19 protein-coding genes and 1 pseudogene are annotated in these 25,856 nt (G+C 68.7%); 10 read left to right on the top strand and 10 right to left on the bottom strand.

What is annotated here, in order from left to right; translation table 11 throughout:
- Nucleotides 1-11: 11 nt before the first annotated feature.
- The gene (locus FJV41_RS19175) at nucleotides 12-1,967 is read right to left on the bottom strand and encodes a lysyl oxidase family protein (protein WP_141643961.1); all 1,956 of its coding nucleotides are present in this window, start codon (nucleotides 1,965-1,967) and stop codon (nucleotides 12-14) included.
- A 260-nt stretch (nucleotides 1,968-2,227) separates the two neighbouring features.
- Here FJV41_RS19175 and FJV41_RS19170 point away from each other — a divergent pair, with 260 nt between their 5' ends.
- Nucleotides 2,228-3,973, top strand: coding sequence for a DHA2 family efflux MFS transporter permease subunit (locus FJV41_RS19170; protein WP_141643960.1), 1,746 nt, complete (start codon nucleotides 2,228-2,230; stop codon nucleotides 3,971-3,973).
- 7 nt (nucleotides 3,974-3,980) lie between these two features.
- Here the strand turns inward: FJV41_RS19170 and FJV41_RS19165 are convergent, their stop codons facing one another.
- The 3 genes from FJV41_RS19165 to FJV41_RS19155 form a co-directional block, all read right to left on the bottom strand.
- Nucleotides 3,981-5,150 carry an adenylate/guanylate cyclase domain-containing protein gene (locus tag FJV41_RS19165; RefSeq protein WP_141643959.1) on the bottom strand — a complete coding sequence of 390 codons (1,170 nt, stop codon included), beginning with the start codon at nucleotides 5,148-5,150 and terminating at the stop codon, nucleotides 3,981-3,983.
- 185 nt (nucleotides 5,151-5,335) lie between these two features.
- Nucleotides 5,336-5,902, bottom strand: a complete 567-nt coding sequence (locus tag FJV41_RS19160) for a hypothetical protein (RefSeq protein ID WP_141643958.1) — start codon at nucleotides 5,900-5,902, stop codon at nucleotides 5,336-5,338.
- Between the two features lie 107 nt (nucleotides 5,903-6,009).
- The gene (locus tag FJV41_RS19155) at nucleotides 6,010-7,497 is read right to left on the bottom strand and encodes a M20/M25/M40 family metallo-hydrolase (protein ID WP_141643957.1); all 1,488 of its coding nucleotides are present in this window, start codon (nucleotides 7,495-7,497) and stop codon (nucleotides 6,010-6,012) included.
- Nucleotides 7,498-8,312: 815 nt separating this feature from the next.
- On the opposite strand from FJV41_RS19155, the gene FJV41_RS19150 reads away from it, so the two are divergent.
- From FJV41_RS19150 to FJV41_RS19140, 3 genes are read left to right on the top strand one after another with little or no spacing between them, the layout of a single operon-like run.
- Entirely contained in the window at nucleotides 8,313-10,634 is a 2,322-nt protein-coding gene (locus FJV41_RS19150; RefSeq protein ID WP_246137281.1) for a PAS domain S-box protein, read from the top strand.
- 52 nt (nucleotides 10,635-10,686) lie between these two features.
- Entirely contained in the window at nucleotides 10,687-11,787 is a 1,101-nt protein-coding gene (locus FJV41_RS19145) for an amidohydrolase family protein (RefSeq protein WP_246137280.1), read from the top strand.
- 2 nt (nucleotides 11,788-11,789) lie between these two features.
- Entirely contained in the window at nucleotides 11,790-12,161 is a 372-nt protein-coding gene (locus FJV41_RS19140) for a metal-sulfur cluster assembly factor (RefSeq protein ID WP_141643972.1), read from the top strand.
- 93 nt (nucleotides 12,162-12,254) lie between these two features.
- Here FJV41_RS19140 and FJV41_RS19135 read toward each other — a convergent pair whose 3' ends face one another.
- On the bottom strand, nucleotides 12,255-13,277 hold the full coding sequence (locus FJV41_RS19135) for an isopenicillin N synthase family dioxygenase (RefSeq protein WP_141643955.1): 1,023 nt from the start codon (nucleotides 13,275-13,277) through the stop codon (nucleotides 12,255-12,257).
- Between the two features lie 393 nt (nucleotides 13,278-13,670).
- On the opposite strand from FJV41_RS19135, the gene FJV41_RS19130 reads away from it, so the two are divergent.
- Entirely contained in the window at nucleotides 13,671-14,831 is a 1,161-nt protein-coding gene (locus tag FJV41_RS19130) for an MFS transporter (protein WP_438616745.1), read from the top strand.
- Here FJV41_RS19130 and FJV41_RS19125 read toward each other — a convergent pair.
- The 4 genes from FJV41_RS19125 to FJV41_RS19110 form a co-directional block, all read right to left on the bottom strand.
- Nucleotides 14,795-15,871, bottom strand: coding sequence for a terpene synthase family protein (locus FJV41_RS19125; RefSeq protein WP_141643953.1), 1,077 nt, complete (start codon nucleotides 15,869-15,871; stop codon nucleotides 14,795-14,797). The genes FJV41_RS19130 and FJV41_RS19125 overlap by 37 nt on opposite strands.
- A 215-nt stretch (nucleotides 15,872-16,086) precedes the next feature.
- Nucleotides 16,087-18,096 (bottom strand): acetyl-CoA carboxylase biotin carboxylase subunit, encoded by a 2,010-nt coding sequence (locus FJV41_RS19120; RefSeq protein WP_141643952.1) that lies wholly within the window; start codon nucleotides 18,094-18,096, stop codon nucleotides 16,087-16,089.
- Nucleotides 18,097-18,110: 14 nt separating this feature from the next.
- Nucleotides 18,111-19,727 (bottom strand): acyl-CoA carboxylase subunit beta, encoded by a 1,617-nt coding sequence (locus FJV41_RS19115; RefSeq protein ID WP_141643951.1) that lies wholly within the window; start codon nucleotides 19,725-19,727, stop codon nucleotides 18,111-18,113.
- A gap of 5 nt (nucleotides 19,728-19,732) precedes the next feature.
- Nucleotides 19,733-21,442, bottom strand: a complete 1,710-nt coding sequence (locus FJV41_RS19110) for an acyclic terpene utilization AtuA family protein (RefSeq protein WP_141643950.1) — start codon at nucleotides 21,440-21,442, stop codon at nucleotides 19,733-19,735.
- A gap of 166 nt (nucleotides 21,443-21,608) precedes the next feature.
- Between FJV41_RS19110 and FJV41_RS19105 the strand changes: the two genes are divergently transcribed.
- The 5 genes from FJV41_RS19105 (at nucleotide 21,609) to FJV41_RS19085 (ending at nucleotide 25,593) form a co-directional block, all read left to right on the top strand.
- Nucleotides 21,609-22,175 (top strand): TetR family transcriptional regulator, encoded by a 567-nt coding sequence (locus tag FJV41_RS19105; protein ID WP_217439456.1) that lies wholly within the window; start codon nucleotides 21,609-21,611, stop codon nucleotides 22,173-22,175.
- A gap of 66 nt (nucleotides 22,176-22,241) precedes the next feature.
- Entirely contained in the window at nucleotides 22,242-23,120 is an 879-nt protein-coding gene (locus tag FJV41_RS19100; RefSeq protein ID WP_141643948.1) for an SDR family oxidoreductase, read from the top strand.
- A 115-nt stretch (nucleotides 23,121-23,235) separates the two neighbouring features.
- Entirely contained in the window at nucleotides 23,236-24,720 is a 1,485-nt protein-coding gene (locus FJV41_RS19095) for a DUF1570 domain-containing protein (protein WP_141643947.1), read from the top strand.
- Nucleotides 24,721-24,914: 194 nt separating this feature from the next.
- Nucleotides 24,915-25,121: a hypothetical protein gene (locus tag FJV41_RS19090; protein ID WP_141643946.1), complete on the top strand. Its 207-nt coding sequence runs from the start codon at nucleotides 24,915-24,917 to the stop codon at nucleotides 25,119-25,121.
- Nucleotides 25,105-25,593 carry a hypothetical protein gene (locus FJV41_RS19085; protein WP_141643945.1) on the top strand — a complete coding sequence of 163 codons (489 nt, stop codon included), beginning with the start codon at nucleotides 25,105-25,107 and terminating at the stop codon, nucleotides 25,591-25,593. The genes FJV41_RS19090 and FJV41_RS19085 overlap by 17 nt, the downstream gene beginning before the upstream one ends.
- Nucleotides 25,594-25,603: 10 nt before the next feature.
- Here FJV41_RS19085 and FJV41_RS52355 read toward each other — a convergent pair.
- A pseudogene (locus FJV41_RS52355) lies at nucleotides 25,604-25,856 on the bottom strand (hypothetical protein); the annotation flags it as partial.

The following is a 25,856-nucleotide window of genomic DNA, read 5'->3' as shown; positions in this document are numbered from 1 at the left end:
GCCCCGCAGGATTACGGCAGCACCGTGACGGTGTCTCCCTCCAACCGCACCGGGAAGGCCACCGTGTTGGGGTGGACCGTTCCCTCCTCGACGATGTCCCGGGTGTCCACGCTGACCTGGAACGAGTACGTGCCGTCCGCCACGTCGGTGATGTCCACCCACTGGCACGGGGTGTCGAGCGTGTAGATGTCCGACCAGCCCGCGGAGATGCCCATGGGCTCGTGGAAGGTCGAGGCCGCCGCGTCCGAGCAGTAGCTCTGGACGTCCACCAGATAGTAACCCTGCTTGCGCCCCGTCATCACCGCGTTGCCCGCCGAGTCGCGCAGCTCGTACGCGGCGAAGTTGGTGAGGTGGTCATGCCCGTGGCACTCGTCGAAGACGTAAAGGTCCGGGTTCTCCTCGATGGGCGGGAGGACCGCGGCCTTGTTGCCCAGGTTCTGGATGGAGGTGCTGAAGCGCAGGAGCTTGCGGCGACCCGGCGCGAGCACGCACTGCTCCTTCACCTCGCAATCCTCCTCCTCGAAGTTCCTCCACACCACATGCACCGTGCGCTCGAGCACGTCCTGGTCCACGGTGAGGTCCGGCTTGCCGTTCACCTCGTCCACCTGGAGTCCACAGGCCTGGGGCGACGGCAGGTGCGGCGGCGTGGCGGGCGTCGCGGGCACCTGCCCTCCGGCATGGATGGACACCTCTCCCATGGGCACGTCGAGGATGTCCCCGAACTCGGTGGTGGCCACCACCAGGTCATCGAAGCCATCGCCGTTCAGGTCCCCGGGCACCGCGATGGAGTAGCGCCGGTAGGTCCCATAGCCGCTGGGGACCGCGTCCGCGCGCGGCCAGGCCCAGACGGGGTGCATCGACTGGGAGATGCCGTCCTTCGGTGAGAAGAGGTACAGCCGTCCCGAGGAGTGCAGCACGAAGTCGTTGCGCACGCCGTCCCCATCCATGTCTCCCACGGAGGCCAGGCCGGCGAAGCTGCTGACGTAGGGGAACGCGGGGTCGCCCTGGGTGGACCAGGCGGGCGTGGGGGAGAAGGTGCCGTCCGGCTGGGAGAAGTGGAACTGGAACGGGCCCGACTCCGAGAACGCGAAGGTCTCCGGATGTCCGTCGCCATTCAGGTCCGGGTGGAGGTTGCCGCGTCCGACCAGGGTCTCGATTCGCCAGGGTTCGGCGGAGATGGGGCCGTCGCACGCGAAGGCGCTCCCGGGCTTGCAGCCCAGGAAGTAGCCCAGGTTGCCACCGCCAAACCCCAGCGACACGTCCTCGGCCCCGTCTTTGTTCAGGTCTCCCACGAACGAGGCCCTCAAGTACCCCGTGCGCGTGCGAGCGAGAGTGAACAGACCGCCCTCTCCTCCCGCCCCTGGCGTGGACAGGTAGAAGCGCTGCGAGGCGCTGTGATTGGCGACGAGGTCGTCGAGCCCGTCGCCATTCAGGTCCACGAACAAGCTGTTCTGGAAGGTGCCATTGCCTGGCACTCGAAAGGACGGCGCGGACAGCATCGCCGCCAGGTCCGCCTGGCCCAGGAAGACGGAGACGCCGTAGCGGCCATACACGAGCAGGTCCGCGTAGGCATCTCCATTCACTTCGCCGGACTCCACGCGGAGCTGTTGTCCGGAGGCGTTCGGGTGCGTGTTCTGCCAGCTCAGCGCGGCGGACACGGCCTGCGTGGAGAAGAACTTCTCCTGCCCCACGAAGATGGACAGGCGTCCCGGGTTGCGTGAGCTGACGAGCAGCTCCTGACAAGCCTGCGAGCTCACCGCCAGATCCTTGCGACCATCTCCATCGAAGTCCGCGAGGGCCACGGAGCTGCCGAAGCACTCGTCGGGGAAGCTTAGGTCCGCCTTCACCTGCCACAGCGGCGTCTCGGAGAGCGTGGGCTTCGGCACAGGAGGCGGCTCCTCGTCCTTGCAACCCACCAGCGACGACAGCAGGCACACGACGACCAGCGACCTCGAGGACACACGCATGAGCGACTCCTCTGTGACCAGGAACAGGATTGAAGGCAGACGCATCGCGGGCGTTCCTCTCGAGCGCCGGGGAGTAGAGGGGCCCAAGGCTATTCCCGCGGCTCCGCGACTGCTGCCAGATGCTTGTCCCATGACCAGCATCTCTCCACGCGCCAGGCGTCTGTCATCTCGCCAACGCGACCTGTGGGAGCGCTGGCACATCACGCGGACAGCGCCCAAGTTCGCGCGAACCCTTCGCACCGAAGGGCCTTCTCGCGAACATGGCTCCGTCCGCCGCGCCCACGTCTCCGGATGCAGCGCCCGCCGCGTTCCCCGCGTTCACCCGCGCACAGAAGGTCTTCACGATGCTGGGCGCGCTGCTCGGGCTGCTGCTCGCGGCGCTGGACCAGACGATTGTCGCCACCGCGGGCCCGGCCATCCAGGCGGACCTGGGGATTTCTCCGGCGCTCTACCCGTGGCTCACCACGTCGTACCTCGTCGCCTCGACGATGATGGTGCCCGTGTGGGGGAAGCTGTCGGACCTGCTCGGCCGCCGCGCGGTGCTGGCCGCGGGCATCGTCGTCTTCCTGCTCGGCAGCTTCCTGTGTGGCGTGTCGCGCTCCACGGTGTCGCTCGTCCTGTTCCGCGCGGTGCAGGGGCTGGGCAGCGCGGCGCTGTTCACCGGCGCACTGTCGGTCGTCGCCGACCTCTTCCCGCCCCGCGAGCGCGGCAAGTACCAGGGCCTGTTCGGCGCGATGTTCGGCCTGTCGAGCGTGGTGGGCCCGCTCGCCGGTGGCTTCATCACGGACCGGCTGGGCTGGCACTGGGTGTTCTTCATCAACCTGCCGGTGGGCACGGTGGCGCTCGCGCTCGTGCTGCTGCGCATGCCGAAGCTGCGGCCGGAGGGCGTGTCCCGGGGGAAGCTCGACGTGACAGGCGCGGTGCTGCTCGCGCTGGCGGTGGTGCCGCTGCTGCTCGCGCTCAGCCTGGGACGGGGCTCGGACCAGGTGGCCCATGGGGGCGGCTGGGCGTGGGGCTCATGGCAGGTGCTGGGGATGTTCGCGCTGGCGGCGGTGGGCACGGCGCTCTTCATCCGCGAGGAGCGACGCGCGCGGGAACCCCTGTTGGACTTGAAGCTGTTCCGGCAGAGGACGTTCGGCCTGGGCAACGCGGCGGTGTTCATCATCGGCGCGGTGTTCCTCTCGGGCGTCGTGTTCCTGCCGCTGTTCATGGTGAACGTGGTGGGGCTGTCGGCGACACACTCGGGGCTGACGCTGACGCCGCTGACGTTGGGCGTGGTGGCGGGCAACGTGCTGAGTGGACAGCTCGTGTCGCGCCTCGGCCGTTACAAGGGACTGATGCTCGGCTCGCTCGTGTTGCTGATGGTGGGCTTCACGGTGATGGGCTTCACGCTGACGCCGGACTCCACGCAGGCGGAAGTCACGGTGAAGATGGTCCTCGTGGGCGTGGGCCTGGGGCCGTCGATTCCGCTCTACACCCTGGCCATCCAGAACTCCGTGTCACCGCAACAGATTGGCGTGGCCACGTCGGCGGCGACGTTCTTCCGGCAGCTCGGGATGACGCTGGGCGTGGCGCTGATGGGCGCGGTGTTCGCGACGACGCTGTCCCATGAACTGGGGACCCGCGTGGCCAGCGCCACCGAGGGACTCCCACCCAAGCTCCGCGCGGAGTTGGTGTCCGAGGTGCCTGGCGCGGGCGGCGAAGGGGGCGCGGCGCGAACGGCCTTCCACGCGGAGGAGGTGAAGCAGCGGGTGCGCGCGGAGCTGGAAGCCGAGCGTCAACGGGTGAAGGCGTCGGACAGCGCCGTGGCGGGTGTGGACGTCCAGGAAAAGCGCGCGCTGGAGGCCGTGGACCGGACGGACCGGGCGCTGAAGGAGTCCTTCACGCGCGCGGTGAAGGCGGTGTACCGCTGCGCCATCCTCGTCGCGTTGCTCGCGTTCCTGGTGACGCTGCGACTGCCGGAGCAGCCGCTGCAACGCGGGAGGGTGCGGACACCGGCGAAGTGAAGCGCGCTCACGCGAAGGTGCGCGCGGAGGACTCCGACTCGAGCGTGTAGATGTGCACGGGGTGGGGCACGCCCTTGACGGGGTGGTGGCCCAGGTCCTTCACGCCGCCGCGGTAGTGGGCGACGAAGGACTCGGAGAGCAGCACGGGCACGTTGTGCCCCGCGCACAGGCCGGCGATGCGGCTGGCCAGGTTCACCGCGGGGCCAATGACGGTGAAGTCGAGCCGGTCCGAGGCGCCAATGTTCCCGTACATCACGTCACCCACGTGGAGCGACGCGCCGAACTCGTAGGGCGTCAGGCCCTCGCGGCGGCGGTTGGCGTTGTCGCGCGCGCAGACGGCCACCGCCTGATGGATGGTGCGCGCGGCGGCCTCGCACCGCTCCTCCACCGGCGATTTCTCGTCGATGCGGTAGATGGCCAGCACCGCATCGCCCATGAACTTGAGCACCTCCGCGCCGTGCGAATGGAAGGCGCTGACCATCGTCTCGAAGTAGGCGTTGAGCAGTTCCAGCAGCGCATCGCGAGGCAGCGCGTCCGACAGCGCGGTGAAGCTGCGCAAGTCACTCAGACAGATGACGGCGGACGTGGTCTCTCCGTCACCGCGTCGAATCTGTCCCTGGAGGATGCGTCGGCCGGTGTCGCGGCCCAGGTACGTGTCGAGCAGCACGCCCGTCATGTCCCTGCGAGCGATGACCTCCAGCACCAGCTCAAGCAGCGGATGCAGCGCCTGGAGCATGACGCGGTGTGCGTCGGTGAAGCCTCCGGGCGCGGACGTGGACCAGGAGACCGCGTGGCGAGAGCCGTCGCTGAAGCAGACGGGCAGCGCGAGGTACTCGGTGAGGCCCTCCGCGCGCAGCTCGGCGAACATGGGGAAGTCGTCCTCGCCCAGAGGCGTCTCCAGCCGACGGTCGATGATGGGCAGACCTTCTTGCAGGGCCTTGAAGGGGCTGCGCGAGAAGGCGGGCAGGTGCTGGAGGCCGTGGGGGTGGACCTCCGTGGTGCCGTGTTGACCGGGGCGCCAGCGGAAGCTCTTCGCGTGGAGGAGGGGGTGCAGCGTGAAGAGGACGATGGACACCCGGGACAGCGGCACGCCGAGCGCGAACAGGCGCTCACACAGACCTTCCAGCAGCGGGGCGGGACTGGCCAGCCGCCTCGCCTCCGAGGTGAGCCAGTCCATCAGTTCCCCGGCAGGGGTATCGCGGCGAGGCCGCGAGTCTCCAGCAGTCACAGTCACGAAGCTCTCACCACTTCCCCGGCGGGGCCGTGCCGGGAGAAGCGTCACGGAACCATGACGTCACCAGGGCGTCAACGACGTGCCAGGGGAGCGGGCAGCCAGGTGCCCGTCCTCGCCCCATCCCGGACTCAGGGAGGAAGGGGCCTCGATTCGAGCCACACGTCGAAGGCGGTCGTCGCGAAGAGATGACCTTCCGCGAGGTGCTCCAGGTACTTCGAGTCCGTCACCTCGACGGCCAGGTCGAAGCGGTGCATGCGCACCCAGGCGGCCTCCAGGAACAGCCACCGCCCCTGGTCCTGGAGGGGGGAGATTTCCTCGAAGGTCTCCCGGAGCTTCTCCTCGCCGACGTCGTTGTACCGCTCCAGGACGGAGGTGCGCTCCACGAAGCGGGGCGTATGCCGGGCATGCCACTTCGCCTCGAAGACGTTGGCGTTGCCCGCGTCCTTGTGGAGCGACGAGGGCGCGTTGGCGGCCTTCTCCGCCAACGCGAGGTGCGCGTCAGCCACGGCGGGCGGCGCGCTCCTCACGAGATAGCGGGTGTCGCCCGCGCGCTCCTTCGCATCGAGGAGCAGCATCAGCGCGAAGGACCGGGTGTTGGCGTAGTCCGTCAGACCTCCCGCGAACCCCGTCAGACACTGGAACGTGACCTTCCGTTCCTCGACCTTCCCCACTCGAACGTAGAACGCCTCGGACATGAGCCCCTTCCGGGATGAGTCAGCAGGGGCGGCATCCTAGGTCATGATTGCCACCTGGATACAAAAGCAAGTGGCACAGCATTCGAGAGAACCCTCGCGAACGAGCCTCAGTGCCCCGCGCTGGCCTTCTGGGGTGCGGCCACGGGCGCAGAGCCGGGCGGCGCGGCGGGCGCCTCCGGGCGGACGAGCGTGGCCGGGGACTCGGCCAGGGCGTACGTCACCCACGCGGTGGCGGCGGTGCTGCGCGCCAGGTCCTGCGGGTCCACCTTGTCCAGCGTGTCCGCATGCGTGTGGTGCACGTCGAAGTAGCGGCTCGAATCCACCTCCACGCCGAAGAACGGCACCCTCGCCGGCAAGAGCGGGCTGATGTCCGCGCCCCCCGCCTCACGCGCGGAGAAGTTGGCCGCGCCCAGCGCCACCAGCGGCGACAACCAGGGCTTGAGCAGCTCCTGCCCACCCGCGCCCGCGCGCAGGCTCACGCCCACCGGACGCCCACCGCCCGCGTCCATCTCCATGGCCGCCACGTGCCGGGACAGCTCCGCCGCGTGCGCCTCCGCGTACGCGCGCCCACCGCGCAGCCCGTTCTCCTCGTTCATGTAGAGCACCACCCGCACCGTGCGCCGAGGCGCCTGCGGCAGCTTCGCGATGAGCCGCGCGGCCTCCATCACCATCACCACCCCCGCGCCATCGTCATGCGCCCCCGTGCCCACGTCCCACGAGTCCAGGTGCGCGCTGATGAGCACGATTTCCTGCGGCTTCTCCCGGCCCCGAATCTCCGCGACGACGTTGTGCGAGTCCGCGTCCGGCAGCTCCGAGCACCCCAGCACCAGCTTCACGCGCACCGCTCCCTTCTCGAGCTGGCGGTGCAGCAGATCCGCGTCCTCCGTCGTGATGGACGCCGCGGGGATGCGCGGGCCCTCGTCCTCGAAGCGCGTGGACCCCGTGTGCGGCGTGCGCAGGGACGCCGTCGCCAGCGAGCGCACCAGCGCGCCGGCCGCGCCCGCCTTCGCCGCCAGCGCGGGGCCTCGGCCACGCAGCCCGGCGAAGCGGCCGTAGTCCGCGGCCACCGACATCGTGTGGTTGAAGAAGACAATCTTCCCCTTCACCCCGTCGCCCAGCGCGGCGAGCGCCTCCAGCGACGTCACCTCCACCACCTCCGCCGTGAGCCCCTCCGGCGCGGTGGGAGGACTGCCACCCAGCGCGAGCAGGAACAGCGGATGGCCACGCGTGCGCTCGGACGCGAGCACCTCGCCGCGCTCCTCGCCGCGCACCCAGCGCGGCACCTTCACGGGCTCCGTCCACGCCTTCACGCCGTCCGCCTTGAAGCTCCGCAGCGCCCACTGCACCGCGGCCGCCGCGCCCTCGGAGCCCGACAGGCGCGGTCCAATCCCATCCGTCAGCTCCGCGAGCCGCGCATAGGAATGGCCTTCCGTCAGCGCGGGCCCCACCAGCTTCTCCGCGACGGCCAGGGGCGGCGTGAAAGCCTTCGCCGTCTGGGCGGGCTTCGTGGGCGCGGACTTCGTGGCAACCGGCGCGGCCCCCGAGACGAGTTGCAGCGCGAGGGATGAAGACAGGATGAACGTGGAGACGGGCAAGAGGACCTCCGAAAGAGGCGCCCACTCTCCGCCCGGCCCTGGGGGCTCGCAAGCGAGATGCGCTCCACGCGGGGTGCGAGCGAGGCGTGCCTGCCTGGTGATTTCGAGGAGCTTGCCGGGAATCCCAGGGGCCACCGCGCGCCGAGAGGGGGAACGCGGCGCGCGGGGCTCAACTGGGACTTCATACGGCGATATCGCTTTTGGGGGAGGCGATTACCGCCGCTGCGTCTCACTCTTTGGGAGGAAACGTGGCGGGCATGTTGAAGATCATTCTCAACGACGTCAAGCCCGGTACCTCACTCAGCGTACAAGCGGACATAATTTCCCGGGTGAAGGTTCACTTTTACAGCACCGCTGACAAAAAGCGGGTGTGGAAGTGTGTTCTGGGCTGGCGGGGGAGATCAAAGCCTGCCATCCGGACGCGCGCCTCCGCCCCACGACGTCTGCCCAAACCTCCACCCTTCCCTGACGTGGTGGATATGGGTTGCCGTCCTGGAAGACAGACGTGGTGCGCACTGAAGCCCTGCGCACCCAGCCTGCGGTGGATTCGCACCCCCCTTGGCAACCTGAACAGCGCTTCGACAATGCGACAGGAATTGGCACGCGCCGTCACCGCTCGGCTCCGTGGTTGCCCTGCACCCGGGCACACGTCCGCGCGCCCGGCCCAACGAATTACGGACATGCATTTTTTCCTGAAATGGTGTCTATGTCCGTGAAGACTCGTTTATCCCCGTCATGCACCAAGCGACGTACGGCCCCCTCCCCCCAGGGCCGTGGCGTCTCGCGCCCCTGGGCGTTGAAGGAACGCAATGTTGATGGAGCAGTGGGCTCACCGCTTCTTCGAGCTCTCCACCGAGTTGTTCGTGGTGCTGGGCGCGCAGGGTCGGATTCTGGAAGCCAATCCGGCCTGGAACGTGACGGTGGGTTGGTCTCCCACGGAGCTGCGACTCGAAGGCTCCCGGGGCTTCATCCACCCGGAAGACCTCTCGGCGGTGGAGGCGCGGCTGGAGTCGCTGGCGCGCACCACGGGCACCATGCGCTTCTCCTGTCGGTGGCGGTGTCGGGACGGCACGTGGGCCTGGCTCGTGTGGAGCGCGGCCTGCTCCGCGGCGGGTGGGCCGCTGTACTGCACGGTGCGAAGGCTGGAGTCACCTCCCGCGCTCGACAAGGACCGCGGCGCCGTCGCGGAGGCGAATGGCCCGGTGCCGCCGTGGGCGATGAGCGACAGCCTGCCGCTGGGTCTGTACGTGGTGGAGGTCCGCTCCGGCACCGTCCTCTACGCCAACCACCGCTTCTGCCAGCTGTGGGGCATCGAGTCGCTGGAAGGCGCGATGCGCAAGGGCCAAGTCTCCCACGAGGACGTGCTGGGCCACTGCCTGCGCGCGGGTGAGGCCGCGGCCTTCCTGCGCCTCAACCCCACCACCGCGGAGTCGGACGCCCCGCCGCCGCTGCACGGGGACGAGGCGGTGCTCGCCAACGGGCGGATGCTGCGTCGGCTCTCCACGCCCATGGGCGCCAGCGGCGACGAGTCGCGCTACCGGCTGTTCGCCTTCGAGGACGTCACCGAGCGCAAGCGCACGGAGGAGGCGTTGCACCGCTCCGAGCAGAGCTTCCGCAAGCTCATCGAGACGGCGCCCGAGGCCATCTTCGTCCACCGGGACCAGCGCTTCATCTACGTCAACCCGACGCTGCTGCGCGCGCTGAGGTACGACCACGCCAGCGAGCTGATGGGCCGGCCCATCTGGACCATCGTCCACCCGGATGACCTGGACGTGGTGCGCCAGCGCGTACACGCCGTGGTGGCCCGGGGCGAGCTGGCCCCGCTGCGCGAGATTCGGTACATGCGCCGCGACGGCACCTGGTTCGACGCGGAGAGCGCGGGCCTGCCCGTCGACTTCGACGGCGTGGGCGCGGTGGTCGTCATGGCGCGCGACATCACCGAGCGCAAGCGCATGCAGGCCCAGCTCCTCCAGTCGGACCGCATGGTGCTCGCCGGCACGCTGGCGGCGGGCGTGGGGCACGAAATCAACAACCCGCTCACCTACGTCATGGCCAATCTGGAGTCGGCCATGGAGTCCATGGTGCGGCTGGGCGGGGAGCTGGGGCGGATGCTGCCGGATGGGGCGCTCGCGCCGGGCTGGTCCGTGTCCCTGAAAGACACCGGGGAGCTGCTCAAGGAGGCGCTCGAGGGCGCCACGCGCGTGCGCAACATCGTCCGGGACTTGAAGTACATCTCCCGCCAGGAGGAGGAGCGGCGGGAGCTGCTGGACGTGAGGGAGTCGCTGGAGTTCTCCCTCAAGCTGGCCTCCAGCGAGCTGAAGCCCCGAGCCCAAATCGTCAAGCGCTACGAGGACGTGCCGCTCGTCCACGCGGATGCATCCCGGCTGGGGCAGGTCTTCCTCAACCTCGTCGTGAACGCGGCGCAGGCCATCCCCGAGGGAGACCCGGCGAACCAGCAGGTGACGCTCTGGGTTCGCCCCGGCGTGAATGGCGGCGTGGCGGTGGACGTGAGCGACACCGGCTCCGGCATGCCGCCCAGCGTGCTCGCGCGCATCTTCGACCCGTTCTTCACGACGAAGGCGGTGGGCTCGGGCACGGGGCTGGGGCTGTCCATCTGCCACGGCATCATCCAGGGGCTGGGCGGTGAAATCACCGTGCGCAGCGAGCCGGGGCGGGGAACCACGTTCACGGTGCAGCTGCCACCCGCGCCCGCGGACGCGGCGCCTCGCGAGGTGCCTTCCGTGGCCGCGCCGTCCTCGGAGCGCAGCGGCCGGCTGCTGGTGATTGACGACGAGCCCGCGGTGGGCCGCTCACTGGCGCGCATCATCGGAAAGCGGCACCAGGTGACGGTGGTGGGCAGTGGCGAGGAGGCGCTGACGAAGCTGACCTCTGGCGGCCCGTTCGACGCCATCTTCTGTGACCTGATGATGCCGGGCATCACCGGCATGGATGTCTACGAGCGCGTGCGGGAGCGGGAGCCCGGGCTGAGCCTGCGCTTCATCTTCATCACCGGTGGCTCGTACACCACCCGGGCGCGCCAGTTCCTGGAGCGCATTCCGAACCCGCGCATCGAGAAGCCCTTCGATGCGCAGATGATTCAACAAATCGTCGGAGAAGTGCTGGCGGTCGACGCCTGACGTCGCCGGGCTTGCCACGAATGAGTGAGACTTCACCGCGCCGGATTTCCCGGTGCGCATCCGAAGGGAGTTCCTGGTGATTGGCGGCGGTTTCGTCATCGATGCGGTTACGCATGCGTACAACCTGCACCCGTCCAACTGGCGCGCGGGGAAGTACGCCGAGTCCCTGGCACAGCTCATCTTCGGACTGCACAGCGGGTTGTCCAACGACTCGCACCGCGTCCCGCAGGCCGACCAGTTCATGAAGGACTGGTCCGTGGACGAGCTGGCGCACATCCTCTTCGTGGAGAGCGACATCGACCTGGCGGTGCACCACGTGCTGCCGCTCCAGACGCTCTACACGGATGGGCTGTGTTCGTACGAGAAGACGGTGGACATCAAGCGGCGCTTCCCGGACCGCTTCCTCGTCTACGCGGGCGTGGACCCGCTGCGGGGCACGGCGGCGCTGGAGGACCTGGAGCGGCAGGCGGAGGAGCTCAAGCCCACGGGCCTGAAGCTCTATCCGGCGGCGTGGCTGGGGGACTCGTTCAAGCACACCGGCTGGCGGATGGATGACCCGAGCATCGCGTTCCCCCTGTTCGAGCGGGCGCGCAAGCTGGGCATCAAGAACATCGCGGTGCACAAGGGCCTGCCGATGGGGGCGGTGCCGCTGGAGCCGTACAAGGTCGACGACATCGGCGGCGCGGCGGATGCGTTCCCGGACCTGAACTTCGAAATCGTCCACGGCGGCATGGCGTTCCTGGACGAGACGGGCATGCAGCTGTCGTTGTTCCCCAACGTGTACGTCAACCTGGAGGTGACGGGCGCGTTGCTGGTGAAGCGGGAGCGCTGGTTCGCGGAGTCGCTGGCCGCGCTGCTCAAGTGGGCGGGCCCGTCGAAAATCATGTGGGGCTCCGGGACGGTGTTCAGCCATCCGCAGCCGGCGCTGCACAAGTTCTGGCACGACTTCCAACTGCCCGAGGAACTGGTGCAGATGGCGGGCATGCAGGTGACGCCGGAGGTGAAGCGGATGATTCTCTGCGACAACTACGCGCGCTACGCCGGGGTGGACATCGAGGCGGTGAAGAAGCGCATCGAGAACGATGAGTTCTCGCGCAAGCGCGCCAGGGGCGACATCAAGCCCTACAGCTACCAGCAGGAGGCGCGGCCGTGACGATGGAAGCGGCGCTGCGCGAGCGCATCCAGTCGATTCCGGACCCGTGCAGTCTGGCGACGGGGGTGCCGCTGGGCATTGGAGAGATGGGGCTCATCCAGAGCGTGGAGCACCGCGACGGCAAGGTGACGGTGCGGCTGCACATCACGTCTCCCATGTGCATGATGGCGGCGTACTTCATGCGGGAAATCGAGCAGCGCCTCACGGGTCAGGAGGGCGTCGAGTCGGTGCACGTGGAGTTCGACCACGACCTGAAGTGGACGCCGCAGGACATCCAGCCCGAGGCGCGTGAGCGACTGGCGGCTCGGCGCATCACCATGCTGGGTGGGCGCCTGTTGCCGCGCACGGAAGCACCGGCGACAAGCGGGAGCTGAGCGACGCGGACGCGCGGCGGGCCCGAGGGTCCGCTCGTCGCGGCGCGCGGTGAGGTCGAGGCGAGGGGCTTTCGCCTCGACGCCACGCGTGAACTACAGCACCCTCCGCACGAGCTGTGGGAACACCTTCGACACCTTCCCCAGCAGATAGTCACCGTAGGTGCCATCGAACGCGTGGACGCTCGCTCCGTCCCAACGCCGAGCCCGGTCCTCGTCCACATCCGCCGAAGCCACATTCGGCAGCGGCTGGACCTCCGCCGCGAAGTCCGGGTCGAAGAAGAGCGGGAACGAGAGCCTGTCTCGCCCACTCACGTTCTTCACCCGATGCGGCGTGGAGCGATACCAACCGCCCGTCAGCCGGTCGAGCATGTCGCCGATGTTGCACACCAGGGTCCCCGGAAGCGGCGGTGCCTCCACCCACCCGCGCCGCGACTTCACCTGCAGCCCACCATTCGAGTCCTGCGCGAGCAACGTCAGCAGCCCGTAGTCCGTGTGCTCCCCCACGCCCCAGCGCTCCTCACCATCGGCGGGCTCGGGCTCCGCGGGGTAGTGGAAGACACGGAACAACACCGTGGGGTCCGCCGTGTACGTCCGGTGGAAGTACTCCCGCTCCAACCCCAGGCTCTCCGCCACGCCCTCCATCAGCGCATGCGCCGCGCGAGTGACACCGGCCATGTAATCGAGCACCACCGCGCGCAGCCCCGGCACCTCCGGCGGCCACAGATTCGCACCGTGCAGCGGCCAGCCCGCCTTCACCCGAGGATGCCCTGGCCCCAGCTCCGTGCCCAGATAGAGCCCTTCCTTGCGGTCCGGCTTCCCCGACGTCAGCTCGCCCCCCAGAGGGAACCAGCCGCGCCACGCAGGCCCGCCGTGCGCCATGGCGATGGCCTCCTTCGCTTCACGCGGCAGCGCGAAGAAACGGTGACTCTCCTCCTCCAGCCGCGCGAGCACCTCGTCCGAGACGCCGTGGCCGGAGACATAAAAGAAGCCGGTGTCACGACACGCCTGCTCGATTTCACGCGCCACCCGCTTCCGTGCCTCGGAAGGGGACGCGTCGAACAGCGGGGACATGTCGATGACGGGCAGACGCTCCGGCGCGGTGGTGACTCCAGCCATACCCGGAAGCCTACACCGACCCGCACTCGTGGAGCCCGACCTCACACCTGTCCTCCACGAGAACCCCTGCGCACTCCCTTGCCCGGCGTTACTTCCCTCACACCCATCGACCTCGCGGCTTCCACGCGCGCGGTGCTCCCACGCGCCCCTCGACCACCAGGACTAACAGGCGCGATGAGAGCCTCACGCGCTGTTGAACCCGGGCGCACACCTCACATCCTCCACACGCGCGGTGCTCCCACGCACTCCGCACCCAGCAAGCAGGCGTGACGCGCCTCACACGCCGCTGGACCTGAGCGCACTCCAGGAAGAGAGTGCGCCGCGCCTCCCATGTCGACACGAGCACCCTCGGAACCGTCTCACACCACCCTCAGCTCCGGGCTGGTGTGGCTCATGGCCGCCGCCTCCGGCGCCACCGCCGCGAACCTCTATTACAACCAGCCCCTGCTCGGAGATATCGGCCGGGAGCTGAACGCCTCCGGCAGCTCGCTCGGCCTCGTGCCCACGCTGACCCAGGTCGGCTATGCGGCGGGCATGCTGCTCATCGTCCCGCTCGGCGACAGCCTGGAGCGACGGCGCGTCATCGTCACCATGTCCGCGCTGGTGAGCCTGGCCCTCGTCGGCGTCGCGCTCGCGCCCACCCTTCCGTGGCTCGTGCTCGCCAGCTTCATCGTGGGCGCCACCACCATCGTCCCGCAGCTCCTCGTGCCCTTCGCCGCGCACCTAGCCCCCGCCGCACAGCGCGGCCGTGTCGTCGGAACCGTCATGAGTGGCCTGCTCATCGGCATCCTCCTGTCGCGCACCGCCGCCGGCTTCGTGGGCACCCACCTGGGCTGGCGCGCCATGTTCTGGATCGCCGCCGGAATGATGCTCCTGCTCGCGCTGCTGCTGCGCTTCACGCTGCCCTCGCAGCCGGCCGTCGCCGCCATGCCCTACCCGGACCTGATGCGCTCGCTGGTCCATCTGGCTCGCACCGAGCCCGTGCTGCGCATCCACTCCGTCCTCGGCGCACTCACCTTCGGCGCCTTCAGCGTCTTCTGGTCCACGCTCGCCCTGTACCTCCAGAGTCTCCCCCAGCACTACGGCCCCCAGGTCGCCGGCCTCTTCGGAGTCGTCGGCGTCGTCGGCGCGTTGATCGCCCCCCTCGTGGGCCGCTACGCGGACTCGCACGGGGGACGGCGCATCAACATGCTGGCCATCGCCGTGTTGCTCCTGTCCTTCGTGCTGATGTGGCCGCTGGGCCAATGGCTGTGGGGCATCGCGCTGGGTGTCGTGCTGCTCGACCTGGGCGCCCAGGGCAACCACATCTCCAACCAGACGCGCGTCTACGCCCTGCGCCCGGAGGCTCGCAGCCGCCTCAACACCCTCTACATGGTGACGTACTTCGCGGGCGGCGCGGGCGGCTCCTGGCTGGGCACCACCGCGTGGACCCACTGGGGCTGGGTGGGCGTATGTGCGTCGGGCGCGGCCCTGTGCCTCGTGGGACTCGCCGTGCTCGGACTGAGCCGAAACAGCGCTCAGCCCTCCGACGACACACAGCCCCACCACCACTGAATCGAGCGAACGGGCAGCGGCTCCAGCGTCGTGACGTCCACGAGAGGCATCTCGAGCGCCACGACGCCTTCCGCGGAGGAGCGCACCTCTCGCTCGAAGTAGCGACCGGACCGGTTGCTCCAGTCGATGTTCGCGCGCACGAAGTTCCCCAGCCCCTTCAGGTACAGCGACAGTTCCAGACTCGCACTGGACTGTCCCTGCGCCAGCAATCGCAGGAACAGCGCCATCACCGCGTCCCGCATCCTCACCGCCTCGCGAGTGGCCTCCTCCATCGAGCAGCCGCGCTCGTGCATCAACACCGAGAGGAGGTTGTGCTGGTCCTCGCCGCGGCGCGATTCCTTTTCGTGGGAGATGAGGTCGTTGTCCCAGACGACAATCGTCCCCGCCATCTCGCCCGCCGCGCGCACCAGGGGACGCGCCAGCTCCTCGGTGGACACCTCGTGCTGGTTGACGATGTCGATGAGCGTGGGACACACCATCGCCGCGCCGCTGTAGAGCCTGAGCACCGTGTAGCTGTCGACGTCGCAGACGCGCTGGTCGTCTCGGTTGGCCGCCTCCCAGACCTGCGAGTACAGATAGGAGCGGACCGCGTCGGACCAGCGACGCAGTTGCACCGGGCTCGCATGGACCTCCATCCGCAGCCGCAAGTCCCGCAGGCTCTGGGCATACGGGTCCTCGGGAAGCACCTCCGCGTGGGGCGAGTCCAGCAGATGCCCCAACCAACCGGCATAAACGGCCATCCCGTGAGGCCGCTGTCCGAAGCGGCCCTCGTCGCAGAAGGCGTCATCGAACGCGAAGAGCCACATGACGAAGTCGGCGGCGGCCTGGAGCGATGCCTCCGTGCCCGTAGGCATGATGCGCGCGACGAACTCCCCCACACGAATCCGGGAGAGCCGCAGCCACTCCTGCTCATCGGGGTAGATGCGGTGACGCGTCATCCACTCCACGCTCCGCGCCTCCACCTCCTCCGCGCGAGGATGCAGCTCCGGGGAGATGGGGCAGTACAGCGACAGTTTCTCACGCGCTTCCGAGGGGTCCACGTCACGACTCCGGGTCCACCGTCTCCTGACGACGATGGCTCCAAGAGAAAGCACCTCGTTCCGAAACCGGAAGGTCGCACCGTCCCGCGGGGCGCCCGCACCTGCTCATCAGTCCACGAACGTCATGGACCCCAGAACAGGTGGGAGTCCCGTCACGGACATTCCCCTCGCACTCCGGGACAAGGGACATGCGGGGCGCGATGTTGCCCGCAACTTCAGGCCGGCGGCTCCTTCGGCTTCGCCTCCGGCGTGAGCACCACGAGCAACTGCTTCGCGGACACCTGTCCACCCGCCGAGGCATTCACCGCCTCGACGACACCGGGAATGTCCGCCGCGAGCTGGAACTCCATCTTCATCGCCTCCAGCACGAGGAGGACGTCACCCGGCTTCACCACGTCGCCCGGCTTCGCATCCACGCGCAGGATGCGTCCGTCCATCGGCGCGAGCAGTCGGCCCGTGCCCGCCCCCTCCGACGATTTCGCCGGACGAAACGTCACGTCCGTGAGGCGGCGTGCCCCGGCGCCCAAATCCAACCAGAGCGAGTCCCCGCTCCGGAGATAGCGCGCACGGCCACGCGCCCCGGCAACGGAGTAGTGGAACACGCTGTCCGCCAACCCCAACACGCCGACTTCGAACGACTCGCCACCCGCGCTCACCTCGTACCGCGACGGAGACACCGGCCGCACGGAGACCTTCGACTCACCGCTCCGGTCCTCCAGCGTCATCGCCACCGGATGCGTGTACGCCGTGTTCCAGTTCACCAGCGAGCCGTCCAGCCCGCTCCTCTTCGCGAGGACCTGCGCCTCATCGTGGAAGAGGGCCGTCGCCGCCAGCGCCCGCTCACGGGGAGTCGTCTCGTACAGCCGCGCCAGCGTCGCGCCGTCCGCGTGCTTGCCGATGAAGCCCGTGTCGTAGACGCCGGAGCGGAATGTCCCGTCCTGCAGCACGTGGAGCAGCAGGGCCTTGTTCGTGGTGACACCGAATACGGTGAGCTCGTGCAGCGCCTCCACCAGTCGCCGCCGCGCCTGCTCCCGGTCCGAGCCGTACGCAATCACCTTCGCCTGCATGGAGTCGTAGAAGGGCGGAATGTCCTGCCCCTCGCGCACGCCATGGTCGATTCGCACGCCCTCGCGCGAGGGCAGCCGCCACGTCAACAGCCTCCCCGCCTGCGGTGCGTATTGTTTCGCCGGGTCCTCGGCGCACAGGCGCACCTCGATGGCGTGCCCCTTCCACGTGATGTCCTTCTGCTCGCGCGGCAGCACCTCGCCCGAGGCCACGCGGAGCTGCCACTCCACCAGGTCCAGGCCGGTAATCTCCTCGGTGACGGGGTGCTCCACCTGGAGACGGGTGTTCATCTCCATGAAGTAGAACTCGCCGCTCGGCGCGAGGAGGAACTCGATGGTGCCCGCGCCCTTGTAGGCAATCGTCTGGGCCGCGGTGACGGCCACCTGTCCCATCCGCTCTCGCAGCTCCGCGCTGACGGCGGGGGACGGGCTCTCCTCGACAATCTTCTGGTGACGGCGCTGCACCGAGCAGTCGCGCTCACCCAGGTGCACCACGTTGCCGTGCTCATCCGCGAAGACCTGAATCTCCACGTGCCGCGCGTTGATGACGGCCCGCTCCAGGATGAGCTCACCGCTGCCGAAGGCGTTGGTGGACTCCGAGCGTGCCCCGCGCAGCGCGGCGCGGAGCTGCGACGCCTCGTGCACCAGTCGCATGCCGCGCCCACCACCACCGGCCGCCGCCTTCACCATTAGCGGGAAGCCGATGCGCTCGCCCTCCACCGCCAGCGCCTCGTCGTCCGCGTCCGATGCCTCGTAGCCGGGAATGCACGGCACGCCGGCGGCAATCATCCGCAGCTTCGCCTGACGCTTGTTGCCCATCAGGGTGATGGCCTCGGCGTCCGGGCCGATGAAGACGAGCCCCGCCTCCTTGCACGCGCGAGAGAAGGCCGCGTTTTCGGAGAGGAAGCCGTAGCCCGGATGAATCGCCTGTGCCCCCGACGCCTTCGCCGCGCCGATGAGCTTGTCGATGACGAGGTAGGACTCCTTCGCGGGCGACGCTCCAATCGGCACCGCCTCGTCCGCCGCGAGCACGTGCGGCGCGCCCTGGTCCGCCTCGGAGAACACCGCCACCGTCCGATAGCCCAGCCGCTTGCACGTGCGAATCACCCGCACGGCGATTTCGCCCCGGTTCGCGACGAGGACCTTGCTGAAACGCTCCATCCCGTTCGCTCCTCTCACAGGCGTGCGACTCCGAAGCTGTTGGGATTGACCTCGCGTCGCCCCGCCTCGCGGCAGATGGACAGGACGAACCCGAGCACCCGTCGCGTATCGCGCGGGTCGATGATGCCGTCGTCGAACAGCCGCGCCGAGGCGTTGAAGGGGTGCGACTCCTTGTCGAACTGGTCGACGATGGGCTGGGTGAAGGCGCGGATGGCCTCCTCGTCCACCACCTCACCGCCACGCGCGAGCTTCTCGCCGAAGACAATCGACATCACCTTCGCCGCCTGCTCGCCGCCCATGACGGCCGTGCGCGCGTTGGGCCACGCGAAGATGAAGCGCGGATGGAACGGACGGCCGCACATTCCATAGTTGCCCGCGCCGAACGAGCCACCCACCAGCAACGTCACCTGCGGCACCGTGGCGTTCGCCACCGCCTGAATCATCTTCGAGCCGTGCTTGACGATGCCGCCCTGCTCCGGCTGCGTCCCCACCAGATACCCCGTGGTGTTCTGGAGGTAGACGATGGGCGTGCCCGACTGGCAGCAGAGCTGGATGAACTGCGCCGCCTTCGTCGCGCCCTTCGGGCTGATGGGGCCGTTGTTGCCGATGATGCCAATGGGCGCGCCGAAGAGGTTCGCCCACCCGCAGACGGTGTGCGCGTCATAGGCGTCCTTGAAGCCCGTGAAGTCGGAGCCGTCCACGAAGCGCGCGATGATTTCGCGGCAGTCGTAGGGCTTGCGGTAGTCCGCCGGGATGGCGCCACACAGCTCGTCCGGCGAGTAGCGCGGCTCCTCGTAGAGCGTGGGCGCGGCCGCCGCCAGTCGCTCGTTCCAGCCGAGCTTGGACACGATTTCCCGCGCCATGCGAATGGCGTCGGCGTCGTCCTCGGCCAGATAGTCCGCGGTGCCCGCGACGGTGGCGTGCATCTCCGCGCCACCCAGGTCCTCGTCGGTGGCGACCTCGCCCGTCGCCGCCTTGAGCAGCGGCGGGCCCGCGAGGAACACCTTCGCCTTCTTCTTCACCATCACCACGTAATCGGACAGGCCCGGCAGGTATGCACCGCCCGCCGTGCTGGAGCCGTGGACCACGGTGATTTGCGGGATGCCCGCCGCCGACATCCGCGCCTGGTTGTAGAAGGTCTCCCCGCCCGGGATGAAGATCTCCTGCTGGTACATGAGATTCGCGCCGCCGCTCTCCACCAGCGACACCATGGGCAGCTTGTTCTGCAGCGCGATGGCCTGTCCGCGCAGCGCCTTCTGCACACCCCAGGGAGACGCGGTGCCACCCTTGATGGCGGAGTTGTTGACGAAGACAAAGCACCGCACGCCGGACACGTAGCCGATGCCCGCGATGCTGTTGCCGCCCGCCAGCGAGCCGTCACTGTCGTCGTGGTAGCCGTACCCGCACAGCGTGGACAGCTCCAGGAACGGCGAGCCCCTGTCCAGCAGCATCATCAGCCGCTCGCGAGGCAGCAGTTGGCCGCGCTTGTGGAACTTCTCGGTCGCCTTGTTCTCGGTGGCGCGGACCTTCGCCTCCACGCCCCGCAGCTCCGCGAGGCGCCCGAGCATGTCCGCGCGCTGTGCCTGGAACGACTCCGAGCCTGTGTTCACCCGCGATGTGATTCTTGGCATCGGCCTCAACCCTCTCCTTCACGAAGCAGCGACTCGGGGATGTCCACGTGACGCGAGCGGAGCCACTCCCCCAGAGCCTTGCCCTGCGGGTCGAAGCGCGTCGACGACGACACGCCCTCGCCCAGAATCCCGTCGACCACGAAGTTCACCCCTCGGAGCTGGGGGAAGTCGTGCCGCTCAATCGCGAAGGCCGCTGTCTCCGGTAGCAGCTCGCGCAGCTTCTCCGCCGTGAGGAAGTGCGCAAGCCACCGCCAGGCCGCGTCCGTCCGCGCCCACACGCCGATGTTCGCCGTGCCGCCCTTGTCCCCACTGCGCGCCGCGACGATGCGCCCCAGCGGGGCCCTCCGCGCGGGGCCCGACGGCAGCGCCTCCGGCAACGCGGGCTTCTCGACAGGAGCCAGCTTCAGCGACTGCTCCGTGGGCGCGATGACCGTGCGCGCGCCATCCGGCAGGACGGCGACGTGCTCCACGCGCGTCGCATCGACATAGGCCGGCGTGTAGACACCGTAAGGCGCGCCATCCGACGGCGGCGCCGTCATGGTGAAGCCAGGATACGTGCCCAGCGCCAGCTCCACGGCGGCGCCACTGAAGGAGCGACCCACCAGCTTCTGGTCCGCGTCCTTCACCACGACGCGCAGGAAGGCCGCGGCCTGCTCCTCCGTGGCGGCGTCCTCGCGGTCCGTGCGCACCAACGTCCAGTGCGTCTCCTTCGGCTTGCGCGTGAGCGCCGCTTCCATCTGTCCTCGGATGAGCGCCGCCTTCTCCTCGATGTCGAGCCCCACCAGGATGAACGTCGCCTCGTTCTTGTAGCCACCCAGGTGGTTGAGACAGACCTTCACGGTGGGCGGAGGCGGCTCACCCTTCACGCCCGAGATGCGCACGCGGTCCTTCCCCTCCGCCGCCAGGGTGATGGAGTCGAACCGCGCCGTCGCGTCGGGCCCCGCGTACCGGGCCCCGGTGATTTCATAGAGGAGCTGCGCGAGCACCGTGTCCACCGTCACCGCGCCGCCCGTGCCCGCGTGCTTGGAGATGACGGACGAGCCATCCGCGAACAGCTCCGCCAGGGGGAAGCCGGGCCGGCGGACATCCAGCTCCTTGAAGAAGGAGTAGTTGCCGCCCGTCGCCTGCGTGCCGCACTCCAGGACGTGGCCGGCCACCATGGCCCCGGCGAGCTTGTCCCAGTCGTCCCGCTTCCAGCCGAAGTGCGCGGCGGCCGGGCCCACCACCAGCGAGGCATCCGTCACGCGACCGGTGACGACGACGTCCGCGCCCGCGCGCAGGCTCTCGGCGATGCCCCAGCCGCCCAGGTACGCGTTCGCGGTGATGGGAGAGCCGAGGCCCAGCTCGTCCGCGCTGCCGGAGAGGTCATCCCCCTCCACGTGCGCGATGCGCGCCTTGAGGCCCAGCTTGTCGTTCAGCTCGCGCAGCGCCGTCGCGAGGCCCGACGGGTTCAACCCGCCCGCGTTCACGACGACCTTCACCTTCTTGTCCAGCGCGAGCCCCAGGCACTGCTCCATCTGCCGGAGGAACGTCTTGGCGTAGCCGGTGGACGGGTCCTTCATCCGGTCCCGGCCAAGAATCAACATCGTCAGCTCCGCCAGGTAGTCGCCCGTGAGGACGTCCAACTGGCCGCCTTCGAGCATCTCCCGGACGGCCGAGAACCGGTCTCCATAGAAGCCCGAGGCATTGCCGATACGGAGGGGGGACTCGCTCATGCGCTCTCCACGTCCAGCCTGAATGCGGGCAGTCTGGGAGCCCATGCCTAAAAAAGCAAGCGCGCTTGCTTTTTTCGAGGGTGCCTTTCAAGCTGACTTCGTGAGCGACGCACCGCCGCCGGGCAGACAGGAACAGGAGCGCAGCCGCGTGACACGGCAGCGCTTGATGGAGGCCGCCATTGGCGCCCTGTCGGAGCTGGGGTGGGCGGGCTCCACGATGACGGTCATCGCCGAGCGAGCAGGCGTGTCTCGCGGCGCGTGCCAGCACCACTTCCCCACGCGAGGCGACCTGGTCGCGGCGGCGGTGGAGTACGTCGGGCACCAGCAGGTGGAGGAGCTCAGCCGGAGAGCGGCCCGCCTGCCAGCGGACGTGCGGCGGACCGAGAGCATCCTGCACATGCTGGCGGGCTTCTACACGCAGCCGCTCTTCGCCGCGGCGGCACAGCTCTGGGTGGCGGCGAGCGCGGACGCGGAGCTGCGCGCGCAGTTGTTGCCGGTGGAGGCGAAGGTGGGGCGGGAGGTACACCGGCTCACGGTGGCGCTGCTCGGCGTGGATGACCGCGAGCCGGAGACGCGCGAGCTGGTGCAGGCGACGCTGGACCTCATCCGGGGCCTGGGGCTCGCCAACCTGCTGCGGGACGACAGCGCGCGCAGGAAGAAGATTCTCCACCGCTGGGCGCTCACGCTGGAGGACGCGCTGCGTTCCCGGCGCGGGCGGAAAGCGGGAGACTGACGCCGCGAGGCGACCACGGACACCACGGGCCCTCTCGCCACGCACGGGGCCACTTCGGGAGACGACATGGGTTACCGCTCTGTATTCGCACCGGGTTGTTTCAAGGGACAGAACATCGTCGTGACGGGAGGCGGCAGCGGAATCGGTCGCTGCACCGCGCACGAGTTGGCGGCGCTCGGCGCGCACGTCGTCCTGGTGGGCCGCAAGCTGGACAAGCTGGAGAAGGTCGCCGCGGAGCTGCGCGAGGACGGCGGCGAGTGCTCGCTGGAGACGGTGGACATCCGTGACGAGGAGGGCGTGAAGGCCACGGTGGCGCGCATCGTCGCGGCGCGCGGGCGCATCCACGGCCTGGTGAACAACGCGGGCGGGCAGTTCCCGTCACCGCTCGCGGCCATCTCCAAGAAGGGCTTCGAGGCGGTGGTCGCCACCAACCTCACGGGCGGCTTCCTGATGGCGCGCGAGGTGTATCTCCAGTCGATGAGCAACCACGGCGGGTCCATCGTCAACATGCTCGCGGACGCGTGGGGCGGGATGCCGGGGATGGGGCACTCGGGCGCGGCGCGCATGGGCATGCTCAACCTGACGCAGACGGCGGCGGTGGAGTGGGCGGCGACAGGCGTGCGCGTCAACGCGGTGGCGCCGGGCTGGGTGGCGTCCAGTGGCATGGACAGCTACCAGGACGAGGGCGTCAAGGCGCTCATCCCTCTCTTGAAGAAGGAAGTGCCGTTGCAGCGGCTGGCCACGGAGGCGGAGGTGAGCGGCGCCATCGTGTTCCTGCTCACGGACGTGGCGGCGTTCATCACCGGCGAGGTCATCAAGATTGACGGTGGCGCGTCGTGCAACACCAAGATTTTCCCGCTGGAGGAGACCTCCGCGTCCAAGCCGTACGAGGGCTTCCACCGCGCGGCGGCACCTCGCATCCTGGCGGGTGACGAGAAGAAGTAGCGGCGGAGACCTCGGGACTTCCCGCGGGGATGCCGAACTTCACGGGGAGGACTCACGCGTCCCCTCTCGGCGCGTCTCTTCTCCTTCTCTTGGCGTTCATGCCAGAACCCCGCGCATGAAATTCCACGTTGTCTTGATGAGTCTGGTCCTGGCGCTCTCCACCGGCTGCGCGGGCTCCCGCGCGCTGTGTCCTCGTGAAGGCGGGCGGACCTGGTCCGAAGTCCAGAGCGAGCACTTCCGCATCCAGACGAACCTGACGCCCCAGTCGGCCACCACGACGGCGCTCGAGCTGGAGAAGCTCCGCCGCGCCCTGCTGCTGGCGTGGGGAACGGACTTCAATCCCCCCGGCTCCGTGGACGTCATCCTCCTGCGCAACACCAACGAGCTGAAGGAGTTCATCCAGGGCGACTACGTGGGCTTCGTGGCGCCGACGCAGCAGGGCACGCTGCTCGTCATGTCGGGCGAGGGCTACGTGCTGGACGACGGGCCCGAGCAGGAGCTGCAGACACACGAGCTGGCGCATGAGCTGAGCCGGCACGTGCTGCTGCGCCAGTCCCGGTGGCTGGCGGAGGGGCTCGCCCAGTACCTGCAGACCACCCACGTCAAGGTCAGCACCCAGGAGGCCGTGCTCGGCCGCGCGAACAAGAACAGCCTCGCCTATGTGCGGCAGCACGGCTGGCTCGACGTCGACGACCTCTGGGCCTGGGACCAGAAGGAGTCGATGAGCGCGGCGGAGACGCAGCAGCACTACGCCTCCGCCTGGGTCTGGGTGCACTACCTCATCAACATGCACACCGAGCGCTTCGACGAGCTGCAGACCCGGCTGGCCCGCGCCGAGGACCCGCGCAGCGCCTGGGACATCGCCTTCAAGGACGCGGGGGACCTGCGCGGGGACCTGCGCACGTTTGTCTGGAGCGGGCGCTCCGCCATCCTCACCCTGCCCCTGCCCCCCGTGCCCCGAGACGTCACCGTGCGCGAGCTGGACTCCGCGGACGTCCACGCCCTGCGCGGGCGCATGCACCTGCATGGCATTGGCGCGCGGCCCCAGGAAGAGCGAATCCAGAGGGCACGCGCCGAGGTGGAGCAGGGCCTGAAGGAGGACCCTGTCAGCGTGAGCGTCGCCGTGCTCGCCGCGCAGCTCCAGCAGAACCCCCAGGAGCACCTGGCTCGCGCCCGCACCCTGGTGCAGGCACACCCCGACGATGGTCGCGCCTGGGATTTGCTGGCGGAGCACCTGGACATGAACAGCGAACGCCAGGCGATGGAGCAGGCCCGACAGCGCGCCGCCGAGCTGCTGCCCAACGACTCACGCATCCTCGCCAGCCTCGCGGCGCACTACCAGCAGACCCAGCAGCCGGAGAAGGGCCTCCCCGTGGCCCGTCGCGCGGTGGAGCTCGCACCGGGAGACCCCTACGCGCTGACGCTCCAGGCGGCGATGTCCTTCCAACTGGACCGCTGCAAGGAGGCGCTCGGACTCCAGCGTCGCGCGCTGGACATGCTGCACGAGTCCACCCCGGACTCCTACCGCAAGCAACTGCGCGACAGGCTCCAGCTCTTCGAAGCGAAGTGCGGGACCAACACCCGCGGCGCTGTGCCCTGAGCACGACAAGCGCGGCCGTCCTTCGTATTTCACTTCCACCGCGCGGCGGCGCCTCGCATCCAAGAAGTAGCGTCTCGGACAGCGAGGAGAGAAGCGGGCCCTCTGATCAATGGCCCGCCAGGTCCTCCTGTGAGGTGGCCAGCAGAGAGTCGAGGAGTGCTGCAGACAAAACGCTCCCGACCTAGAGTAGGGCCATGGATATGCGGGACCTGCTCCGGCAGTCTTTTCCCAGCTATGGCCCTCACTGGGACGCCGCCATCGATGCGGGCGTGGACGTGTCCCTTCTGCTACAGAACCTCGAGCTCACTCCGACGGAGCGCATCGAGCAGTTACAGCGCATGACGGAGCTGTACGAAGCACTCCGCCCCAAGGATGCGAGCAGCGATGCAGCGGACTCCTGAGATTCTGACGCTGTTGCTCGATGCACAGGTTCAGTTCGTCATCATCGGAGGCGTCGCGGCGGTTGCCCACGGGTCGGCCACCTTTACCCTGGACCTCGACATCGTCGCGCCATTCACCGAGCACAACTTCACGAAGCTGTTCGATGCGTTGGCTCCGTACCATCCTCGCTATGCCCTGGCCGTTCCCAAGCGCCCTGTGACGGAGCCACCCACGGAGCTTGCGACCTACCAGAACCTCTACCTGCTGACGGACCTGGGGAGGCTCGACATCCTCTCCACGGCGCAGCCTGTTGGCACGTATGACGACGTGGCATCCAAAGCCGTGTCCATGGAGCTGTACGGGCATCCGTGCCGAATCATCGGTCTGGATGATCTCATCGCCATCAAGCAGCACGTGGGTCGCGACAAGGACCGCATGGTTGCACGTGAGTTACTAGCGCTCCGTGACCGTCAGGCAACGAAGCCGCGCTGACTCCACCACTTCACGAGAGCGTCCTGGCATTCCTCGCGATGGTGAGCGTGATGGAGAGCCACGCACTCGCACGGATTGGCTCGGTCTCGATGCCGTGGCGCTCCCCTTCCAACACCATGAAGTAGAGCACGTCCTCCGACAACTCACGTCCATGGACACCGCTGTACAGGACCGTCGTGCTCCTGGATGACCCTGGCGGATAGCGCGGGTCATCCAGCCTCCACGGCAGCAGGCAGCTCGTGCCGTGCCCCTCCGGGCCCACC

The organism is Myxococcus llanfairpwllgwyngyllgogerychwyrndrobwllllantysiliogogogochensis (assembly GCF_006636215.1).
Lineage (GTDB): Bacteria > Myxococcota > Myxococcia > Myxococcales > Myxococcaceae > Myxococcus > Myxococcus llanfairpwllgwyngyllgogerychwyrndrobwllllantysiliogogogochensis.
The sequence above is the reverse complement of the archived record's forward strand: the minus strand, read 5'-3'. Positions and strand labels throughout refer to the sequence as shown.